We start from the raw sequence: 9,539 nt of genomic DNA on the forward strand, positions 1-9,539 counted from the left end.
GTTACGAACTGGCCGGTTCGGCGTCGTCGCCGCGAGCATGCTGATACGGGACGGCCGGCAGGCCGCCATGGGCGATGCTGACCGGGGGCTCGATGAGGAATGGATCCACCCGCCGGTCCACCGGGGTGAACCAGGGCTCACCCGGCGCCGCGTGCGGTGTGAAACGCCAGCGTTTCGGCACCCGCCGGATCCCGACCGGATAGATGGTCAGCGACCCGTCCGGGCCGATGTGCAGCCGCAGGAGGTTCTTGTAGTCGGCGATCCCCTGCGCGGCGAAGAGCTCGTTGGTGTTCAGGCCCGCGAACCGGTCGGCGAGCCAGAGATAACCGGCGAGCAGCTCGACGGCGGCGAGCCCGCCGAGCACGGTGACCAGCGGCAGTACGCCGGCCAGCAGCCAGGTGCCCGGCAACGGGCCGGCCACCGCCACCACGGCCGCCAGCAGGCCGGCCGCCAGCAGGAGCTGGGCCACCGCGTGCGCGGCTCCGGCCGCCAGCCCCCGGGCCGTCCGGCCGCTCTTGGTCAGGGCCACCCCGGCGCCCAGGACGCCGAGGCTCAGCGCCAGCCCTGGCACGTTGTCGACCAGGCCGGCGAACAGTGCGCCGGTGCTGGCGTCGCGAAGCCCGTCCGCGATGGCGTCGAGGCGCCCGGCGGCCCTTGGCGTGCCCGCGCCGGCGGTGGCACCGATCACCAGCGCCAGCAGCAGGTGGATACCGCCGAGCAGGCCCACCAGCCCGGGTGCGAACGCCGGCAGGCGGACGATGCCGGCGGCCAGCCGGCGGGAGGTGCGCGCGTCCGGGAAGCTCGTCTCGAGCTGGTAGTGCGCCGGCGGGTCGGTCTTGCTTGGCGCCCGGGACGCCGGCGGCGGCAGCACCAGATGTTCCGGCAGGTGGTGGGTGGCGGACAGGTAGGCTCCGCCGCCACCGGCGGTGAACTTCTGCGTGTCCCCGTCGGCCTGGCGGTAGCGCGCGTAGTGGTGCAGGTCGCCGGAGAGGGAGACCCGTACCCGCGCGCCGGCCTTGCGGATCACGGTGCGTTCGAAGTAGTCGAGGACGGCGAACGCCTCGGCGTTGCCCTCACCCGTGCTGACCCAGCTCGGTTTCGCCGAGCACAGGATCACCGCGTCGCCGGGTTGCATCTGCTCGGCGACGTCGAGGAAGTACCGGCGCTGCGGGTCGTCGATGTAGGAGTCGAACTGGATGTCGATACCGAGCAGCCACCACCGGTGCGGCAGTTTCACCGCGAAGTAGCTGCGGGTCTGCTCGGTACGCCAGCCGCCGATGGTGGAGCGCTGGCAGAACACCCGCATGAAGGCGGTGAGCCCGTCGTACCAGTCGTGGTTGCCGGGGAGGACGAACAGTTTCGGCGGCGCCGGCTGCCCGTCGGGCCCGGGCGGCGCGGTGGGCAGCGCCGCCCGGTAGGGGCCGATCAGTTTGTTCTCGTAGCCGGTGATGCTCGGCGTCGGATAGCACTGGTCGCCGCCCATCACCAGCAGCTGCCCCCGCGGGGCCGGCGAACCGTCCAGTTCCAGGCCTGGCGCGGCGAGCAGCGAGGCCATCGTGTAGGTCGAGTCGAAGCCGTCGCCGAGGTCGCTGACGTAGTCGAACCACAGCTCGTCCTGGCCCGACAGGTCGGTCGGGGGGGCGGCCGGCAGCGCGGCCATCGCCTCCCGCTTGTCGGCATAGGAGCCGAGTAACTCGCTGATACCGACGCGGACGGCGGTGTCGAGCAGCAGGGCCGGCGACAGCCAGCGGGACATCGACGCCCGTGCGAAGCCGAGCGCCCGCTCGCTGTCGTCGACAGGGCGGGACGGGGTGCCGGACATCAGCTCCAGCCCCCTTCGCCATCCCGCGGATCGTCTCCGTCCCGCGCGTCCTCCTCGTCGTCCTCGCGTCCGAGGGAACGGCCGTAGACCTCCCAGAGATCGCCGAGGAACAGCCGGCCGAACTTCACCAGGCCCGCCGTGCCACCGGCCGGGCCGGACGTCCGGAACGTCGTGAGCTGCCAGAGGAAGTCGGGGATGTGGATGGTGACGATGCCGGCGCCGACGATCCGGGCGGTGGACTCGCCGGCGGCGTCCACATGGCCGGCGAAGACGCGGGTGTAGAGCGTCGAGGTGTCCCGCCACAGGTCGAATCCGGGATCGTCGTGGACGTCCTTGAACCCGCTGAGGGTCAGCGGGTGCCCGGCCGCGTCGCTGAACGGCAGCCGGTAGAGCATCCGCCGGTGCCCGGGGGTGTCGCCGACGAAGAGGTTGAAGACGCCGCCGTCCACCGGGCGTCTGCCGCCCAGCGCGTCGCAGCGGACGTATCCGCTGGCGGTGGCCCCCCGCAGCCGGTCGGCGGCGAAGGCGTCCACGTTCTCGGTGTGGATGGTCAGGCGGAAGGACAGCGAGGTCCCGTCCTGCCTGCCCTGGTTGTATCCACGTTGGGGATCGGTTTCGTCGAGGGTGAGGAAGCCCTTCATCTTCTCGGTGAACCGCAGGCTCGTGGGAGTGGTCATGGCTGTGTCTCCAGGACGGGGCCGGCATCCACGGCGTGTTCGGCGAGCCGGTCGGCGAAGGCGGCGATGGTCAGCGACGGGTTCGCCCCGACCGGCCCGGGCAGGGCGGCGCCGTCGGCGACGTACAGACCGGGGTGGTTGAACACCTCGCCCCATTCGTCGATGACGCCGGTGGTGATGTCGGTACCCATGGAGGCGCCGCCGAGAGGATGCACGGTGATGACCCGGGACAGCAGCGTCAGCGGATTCCGGTGGTATTTTCCACCCATTTCCTCGGCCAGGTCCTCCATGATTCTGTCCAGCCGTTCGAAATACGGCTGGCTGTCCGCCGGATAGTTCTCGATCTGCAGGTAGTCGTCGCTCACCGACATTTTTCCGGTGGGAATGTCGCGCCCCATGCCCAGCAGGGGCATCGCGCCCGCGGACGCCTGCCCCGGGCCGAGCAGCCGGCCGACCAGCGCGCCGATCTGGTGGGACGGGCCGCCGGTGAGACGGGAACGGATCAGCTCGTAGACGGTGCTGACGATCCGGGACGCCTCGTTGTCCAGGCCGGCCGCCTCGATGAGCCATTCGGCGAAACCGGGGTAGCCGGCGTCCTGGATGTAGCAGCCGCGGTCGGCGCCGGAGCCGCCCTGGCCATCAGCGTGACCGCCGTGGCTGTCGAGGGGGTCGGGGACGCGCACGGCGGTCGTGATGACCGGGGCGTGCGCGCCGCCCAGGGCCGGGCCGGGCACCCCGCCGACGAAGCCGAGCAGGTCGCCGTTGCCGCTGAAGCGCCGCCCCAGCAGTTGGGAGATGCCGGGTAACGCGGCGCGGTTGCGGAGCAGCAGATAGGTGGTGCCGAACGTGCCGGCGGCGAGGACGAGACGATCACAGGTGATCGTCCGCTGGGGGAGTGTCGAGGTGGCGACGGCATCACCGGGTGCGTGCACCACGTACCCGACGGTGTACCCACCGCCGTCCCGTGGGGTGATCGAACGGGCCTCGTGGTGGACGCGCAGGTCCGCGCCGTGGTGCACCGCGGCGGAGAGATAGGTGTGGTCCAGGGTGTTCTTGCTGCCGTAGTTGCAGCCGAGGTCGCACTCGCCGCACAGCACGCAGGTGATCCGCGGCCGGCCGTGGATGTTGCCGTAGGCCGGCTCACCGATGGGCGCCCCCGGTACCGGCGGGTTGCCGTCGACACCGAACGTGACCGCCAGCGGCGGCTGCTCGGCGGTGTACCCGAGCCGTCTGCCGGCCTGTTCCAGCAGCTCGGTCCGGCGGGCGTGCTGATAGCGCGGCTGCCCCTTGGGGAAGCGCTGCACCCCTATCGTCTTTTCGACGGCCGCGTAGTGCGGTTCCAGGTCGGCCCGGCTGACCGGCCAGCTCTCGTAGCCCTCGCAGGCGGGCGCGTCGCGGACGAACCACTTCTCGTCCTTGCGGAGCAGGACGTTGGCGTAGATGAGCGAGCCGCCGCCCAGCCCGCTGGAGACAACCGCCTCGAAGTCGGCGAAGGACCAGACATCGAACAGACCGTGCCGGCCCTGGCTCGGGTCCCAGAAGTTCGTCGCGATGTCGGTCGGCGAACGGGCGAACGACCCCGGTGGATACGCCTTCCCACGCTCGAACAGAACAACGCTGTAGCCCGCCTCGACGAAACGGCAGGCGGTCACCGCGCCACCGAATCCCGAACCGACAACCACGACGTCCGCGTGTTCGCTCCCGCTCACCTGTCCCCCCAGGCCCGCCCGCGGATCGCCGACTGGGAACACTTCACTCGCGGGCGTGACGAGTGAACCACGCCCAGCCGCCACCAAAACAGAGTGGGCCGCTGTCCACAGCCCGACATGGCTGTGTCCGCGCCGCGCCCGCCGGCCCGGATCTCCTGTTACGGCCCGCCGCGCGCTCCCGTCGGGTGATCGGCCGGGCCGGTGATGACGGCCAGGACGGTGCTGCCGGGGGTTATCGTGCCGCGGCGGGCCAGCTCGAGCAGACCGTACATCATCTTCGCGACGTATACCGGTTCCAGGGCGATGCCGTGGCGTCCGGCGAAGTCGTCGATGAACCGCTGGAGATCCGGCGGGCGGCGCGCGAAACCGCCGAAGTGGAAGTCGCACTCGATCCGCCAGTTGTCGGTGGCGTGGCCGAAGGTGGCACGTTGGAGGTCACCGACGACGTCCTGGAGGAACCGGCCGCCTTTGAGCGCGGAGAATCCGATGGCCCGCTGGCCGGGGCGCAGGCTCGCCGCGATACCGGCCAGGGTGCCGCCCGAGCCGCAGCCGCAGGTGACGATGTCGACATCCGGCTCGACCTCGTCCAGAATTTCGGCACAGCCGCGGACGCCGGCCGGGTTGCTGCCGCCCTCCGGCAGCGGGAAGAAGTCGCCGAAGCGCGCCCGCAGGCCGGCGAGCACGTCCGGTTCGTCTTTCCGGCGGTACGTCGACCTGTCCAGGTAGGCCAGCCGCATGCCGTGGGCGACGGCGGCCGACAGCGACCAGTTCAGCGGCAGATGTTCCTCGCCGCGGATGACGCCGATGGTGGTGAAACCGAAAAGCGCGCCGGCGGCGGCCGTCGCCCGGACATGATTGGAGAACGCCCCGCCGAAGGTCAGGATCGTCGATTTCCCGGACGCCGCCGCGTCCACCAGATTGTATTTCAGCTTGCGCCACTTGTTGCCCGGTAGCACGGGGCTGACGAGGTCGTCGCGTTTGAGCAGCACCCGGACCCCGTGCCGGGCGAACCGCTCGTCATCCAGCTCCTCGGCCGGCGAGGGCAGCCGTACCACCCCCGGATACAGGGCTGTTGGTGACAGGGCCTCAGCGCGCGGGGCTTCGGGGCGCGGAATTCGCGAGTGCCCGGCCCCCGGGCCGGGAGCCTCCGGACTCGGAGGCCGCGTGTTCATGCCGGCGCTCCCCGCGAACGTCGTGGTCGCCGGGTGGCGTGCAGGGCGGTGGTGATGCCGGCGGTGGACAGGGCGATGAGTGAAACGGCCGGGACCCAGTTGCCGAAGCGGTCGTAGAGGGTCTGCCTGGTCGCGAGCGCTATGTCGGTGCGGTAGGGGCCGCGTTCACGGGTGCCGAGACGGACGAGTTCGCGGCCGGACGCGTCGAACACGGCGGAGACGCCGGTGAGCGTGGCGTGCACGACCGGGCGTCCCGACTCGACGGCGCGCAGCGCGGCGAGGCTCGCGTGCTGCGCGGGCGCCCAGCTGTCCTGGAAGGTCGATGTCGCCGACTGCACGACGATCACTTCCGCGCCCATCCGGGCGAGCCGGCGTCCCAGGTCGGGAAAGGCCGACTCGAAGCAGATCAACGTCCCGAAGCGCACGCCCGCCGTCCGCATGATGGTGAGCTGATGGCCCGTCCGGCGGTTCTCCGCAGCTGCTTCGGTCACTGATGACAGCCAGCCGAACACCGGGCGCAGCGGGATGTACTCGCCGAACGGCACCAGGCGCGTCTTGTCGTAGCGGCCGCGCGGCCCGTCCGGGCCGATGAGGACCGCTGTCTTGTAGATCCCGCCGCCAGGCGCCCCCGGCCGCTCTCGTGGGCCTGGCGAACCAGGTGGACGTGCCCGCTCCAGGCTGCCGTCATCGTCGCGGGCCGGCCCTTCGGCGGAGCCCGGTGGGGCTGGTGAGCCATGTGCGCCCAACACATCGCCCGGTGCGCCGAGGGTTCCGGCCCGGCGGGCGTCGGTGTTGACCAGGATGTCGGCGCCGACGGCGCGGGCCGCCGCCTCGATCCGGGCCAGGTGGGCGGGATCGTCGGCGAGGTCGAAACCGACGCTGCTCTCACCCCAGACGACCAGGTCGGCACCGCTGCCCGCGAGACGCCGGGTGGCGGCTTCGCTCGCGGTGAACCGGGCTTCCGGAGCGTGGACGACACCCGGCTGGGCGCCGCCGAGACGCAGCGTCCCGGCCGCCGGGGGGACGGGCCTCAGCATTGCCGCGCCGCTGACGGCGAGGATGACGATCCCGGCTGCCGCCAGACAGGCGGTGATCCGTCTGCCGGCCGCCGCGCCCGGGATTCCCGCCGCGGCCAGGGCCAGCCCGACGGCAGCCAGCACGAAGCTGAGCAGCCACACGCCGCCGAGCGAGGCGAGCGCCAGCACCGGCCGGCTGTTCCACTGGCTCGCGCCGAGCAGCGCCCACGGCCCGCCGAGCCCCTGCCATGATCGGAGGAACTCGCCGGCCACCCACGCCGACGGCACGACCAGCAGCGCCCACGCGAGCCCGCGGGCTGAAGGGGGCTGGCGCAGGGCCGCCCACACCGTCACACCCCACAGCGTCCAGGTCGCGCCCAGTATCGCGGTGAGTACGAGCAGGAACGGGCCGGTGTTCGGAGCCAGCCAGTAGCAGGCCGCCAGGAAGAACCCGGTGCCGCCCCACCAGGCCCGTACGGCCGCCTCCCGCCTGGTCGGGGCGGCGCGGACGACCAGCATGAGCGGCACGAGCCCGACGAAACCGAGCACCCACACCCCCGGCGCCGGGAAGGCGAACGCCGGGACCGCCCCGGCCAGCCCGGCGAGCCCGTGGGCCGGCAGCCGGCGCACGGCCGTCCCGCCCGAGCGCTTCTCGCTGTCCATGTCGCGATGCTGCGGCCACTTCGAGTACCCGCGCAAAGCAGCGTGACATGTGGGCTGGTTGTGCGGGTATCAGCTCAGGCGGGGGGTGATCTTGTCGAGGACGCCGTTGTACAGCCTGCGGATGCCGATCGGCGCGAAGGTCCGTTCGAAGAACCCGCCGATGCCGCTCGCGCCGGCCCAGCTCGTCTCCACCGACACCCGGGTCGTGCCCGAGCCGGCCGGCTGCACCGTCCACACGGTCCGCAGGGTGGAGTTCTGGTCGGCTTCGACCAGGGTCCGGTCGGGCTCGGGCGCGGAGACGACCGCGTCGACGGTGCGGACGCGGCTGCGGGTCGCGCGCAGCTGGTAGCGGATCCGGGTGCCGGCGCCGGTGCCGCCCTCCAGCACCTCGTAGTCCGTGATCGTCTCTGGCCAGGTCTCGGCCCGGACGCCCTTGTAGTCGCCGAGCGCTTCGATGACGGCGGTGGGCTCGGCGGTCACAACCCGCGTCACGGTCACCTTGATCTCTGCCATCCGGTCTCCATTCATGGTCGTAAACAGCGCGGGCAGCCGGCCTCGGCCCCGCCCTGGCTCGGGCTGGCTGCGACGGACGCCCGGTCGTGCGAGCAGCGCCGAGACGGCCACCCGCAGCCACCAACATCCATCGGACACGGCCTACCCGCGTCCCGCCCGGCGCATTCGACGTTGTGGCACCGTGACGTTAAGACATTGCGACGTTATGGCATCGCGGTGCCACAGGACGTGCCACAGGACACTGTGCTGTCAGGACATCGCGGTGCCAGGATATCGCGGTGTCAGGGTGTGCCGAGCGGCCACAGATCGACGCCGTCGACGTGGCGGCCGGGGCCGCCGGCCAGTCCGGTCAGTAGTTTCACCAGCTCGTCGTGGTGGTCGCTCGGGCCGAGAATGATCGCGTCCAGGTCGAAGCGGTCGAAGGTGGCCCGCAGCCCGGGCCGCCGCAGCGCGTCGTCAGCGGTGATGGTGCCTGCCGCGACATCGATGAGGGCCGAGTTGAGCGGGTCCGGCTCCGGGTGGAAGCTGGAACGTCCATTACGGTCAGGAACCGTACAGTAGCAGCCGGGTATGGCGAACCGGAAGCCCGCCTGAGCCTGCCAGAGCATCGCCACGTTCTGCTGCGGGTACGGGTAGGGCACGACGAGCGCGGTCGACCCTTCCGGCAGGGCGTTGCTCACCCGCGGGCCGGTGAAGAACGCGGGAGTGGCCGGCGAGAAGGCGAGCAGGGACGCCGGCACCAGCGGGACCAGGGCGGCGACGGACACACCGACGGTGATAGCACGGATACGAGGTGGCCGTGCCTGGTCCAGCCATATAGCGATCATGATGCCGGCCGCGAGCGCGACGTAGAGCGACAGCCGGGACGGCAGCGCGTTGTGCAGCACCGGCCCCAGCTCCAGCACGCGCCACGGCAGCGGGATACCGGTGTTGTGCCCGCCGACGTGCAGGTGCGGGCCGAGCGAGAGGACCGCGGCGGCGGCCGCCAGCGGCACGCACAGGGCGACCAGCCGGTTGCGCCGCAGCCGCACCGCGATGAACAGCAGCAGAGCCAGCAGGGGCAGGCCGAGATAGCCGCTGACCTCCACCGCGTTGCCGGTGAACGTCAGGCTCTCCCGGACGGCGAAGTCCGGCCCGAAGGCCTGCAGGGGCGTGGGCGTGACGAACGTGAGCAGGTCGGAGACGGCGACGTCCGGCGGCTGGATCGAGCCGTGCACCCGTTGCGGGCCGAAGAACTGGGTGGCCAGCGGCCAGGCCAGCGCCGCCGTGGCGACACCGGCGCAGATGGCGAGCCCGCGGATGGCCGCCCCCGCGCGGGCGCGGACCTGGTCGCGGTGCCGCAGGCACAGGATGGCGATGGCGATGGCGGTGACCACTGCCGAGGTCGCCAGCACCTCCTCGCTGATCAGCGCCTGGGCGGCCACGGCCACCCCGAGCAGGACACCGGTCCGCCGGGTGTTGCGCTGCCGGACGAGCAGGTCGTCCATGAGCAGCAGCAGGATCGGCGGGAAGGGCACGAACGACAGGTGCAGGTGCCCGTAGGAAGCACCGATCATGTACGGGCCGAAGCCGTACAGCAGCCCGGCGACGGCGGCGGGCAGCGCGGCCGTCCAGCGGCGCACCGCCAGGAACATCGCCCAGCCCGACAGCGCCGGCGCCAGCGTCGTGAGCACCTGGAAGGCCACCAGCGGGCCGGCCAGCATCGTGACCGGCGCGGCCAGCACGCCGAGCAGCGGCACACCGGTGCTCCACATGATGTTGACGCCGTCCGGCACGTTCAGGAACTGCGTGACGAACGGGTTCAGCCCGTGCGTGAGCGCGTACGGCGTCCACCCCAGGTACCAGGAGAACAGCACGGCGTCACCGCCGCCATAGACGGTCCCGCCCAGATCGGTCCAGCCGTCGCGGAAGAGCAGGACGGACAGCCCGCAGAACGCGACGAGGACGGCCAGCGCGGCCGGCCACCG

Annotated in this window: 7 protein-coding genes; all 7 read right to left on the bottom strand. The window is 71.7% G+C overall.

The window, feature by feature from the left end:
- Position 1 precedes the first annotated feature (1 nt).
- Entirely contained in the window at positions 2–1,822 is a 1,821-nt protein-coding gene (locus tag AC5LSR_RS03690; RefSeq protein WP_250283221.1) for a hypothetical protein, read from the bottom strand.
- The gene (locus AC5LSR_RS03695; RefSeq protein WP_250283219.1) at positions 1,822–2,499 is read right to left on the bottom strand and encodes a hypothetical protein; all 678 of its coding nucleotides are present in this window, start codon (positions 2,497–2,499) and stop codon (positions 1,822–1,824) included. Before AC5LSR_RS03695 ends, AC5LSR_RS03690 begins: the two co-directional genes overlap by 1 nt.
- Positions 2,496–4,208, bottom strand: coding sequence for a GMC family oxidoreductase (locus AC5LSR_RS03700; RefSeq protein ID WP_250283217.1), 1,713 nt, complete (start codon positions 4,206–4,208; stop codon positions 2,496–2,498). The genes AC5LSR_RS03695 and AC5LSR_RS03700 overlap by 4 nt, the downstream gene beginning before the upstream one ends.
- Positions 4,209–4,366: 158 nt before the next feature.
- Positions 4,367–5,380, bottom strand: a complete 1,014-nt coding sequence (locus tag AC5LSR_RS03705; RefSeq protein ID WP_250283214.1) for a 1-aminocyclopropane-1-carboxylate deaminase/D-cysteine desulfhydrase — start codon at positions 5,378–5,380, stop codon at positions 4,367–4,369.
- Positions 5,377–7,059 carry an apolipoprotein N-acyltransferase gene (gene lnt / locus AC5LSR_RS03710; protein ID WP_250283212.1) on the bottom strand — a complete coding sequence of 561 codons (1,683 nt, stop codon included), beginning with the start codon at positions 7,057–7,059 and terminating at the stop codon, positions 5,377–5,379. Before lnt ends, AC5LSR_RS03705 begins: the two co-directional genes overlap by 4 nt.
- A gap of 69 nt (positions 7,060–7,128) precedes the next feature.
- Positions 7,129–7,572: an SRPBCC family protein gene (locus tag AC5LSR_RS03715; protein WP_250283209.1), complete on the bottom strand. Its 444-nt coding sequence runs from the start codon at positions 7,570–7,572 to the stop codon at positions 7,129–7,131.
- A gap of 281 nt (positions 7,573–7,853) precedes the next feature.
- Positions 7,854–9,539, bottom strand: a 1,686-nt coding sequence (locus AC5LSR_RS03720; protein WP_493468140.1) for a hypothetical protein, incomplete at its 5' end; no start/stop codon positions are given.

Source organism: Protofrankia sp. CiP1_Cm_nod4 (assembly GCF_982290645.1).

What these genes read in the sequence shown, in the direction of transcription:
- lnt (WP_250283212.1), bottom strand. Translation starts at nt 7,059, where the DNA reads ATGGACAGCGAGAAGCGCTCGGGCGGGACGGCCGTGCGCCGGCTGCCG.
- AC5LSR_RS03715 (WP_250283209.1), bottom strand. Translation starts at nt 7,572, where the DNA reads ATGGCAGAGATCAAGGTGACCGTGACGCGGGTTGTGACCGCCGAGCCC.
- AC5LSR_RS03705 (WP_250283214.1), bottom strand. Translation starts at nt 5,380, where the DNA reads ATGAACACGCGGCCTCCGAGTCCGGAGGCTCCCGGCCCGGGGGCCGGG.
- AC5LSR_RS03695 (WP_250283219.1), bottom strand. Translation starts at nt 2,499, where the DNA reads ATGACCACTCCCACGAGCCTGCGGTTCACCGAGAAGATGAAGGGCTTC.
- AC5LSR_RS03690 (WP_250283221.1), bottom strand. Translation starts at nt 1,822, where the DNA reads ATGTCCGGCACCCCGTCCCGCCCTGTCGACGACAGCGAGCGGGCGCTC.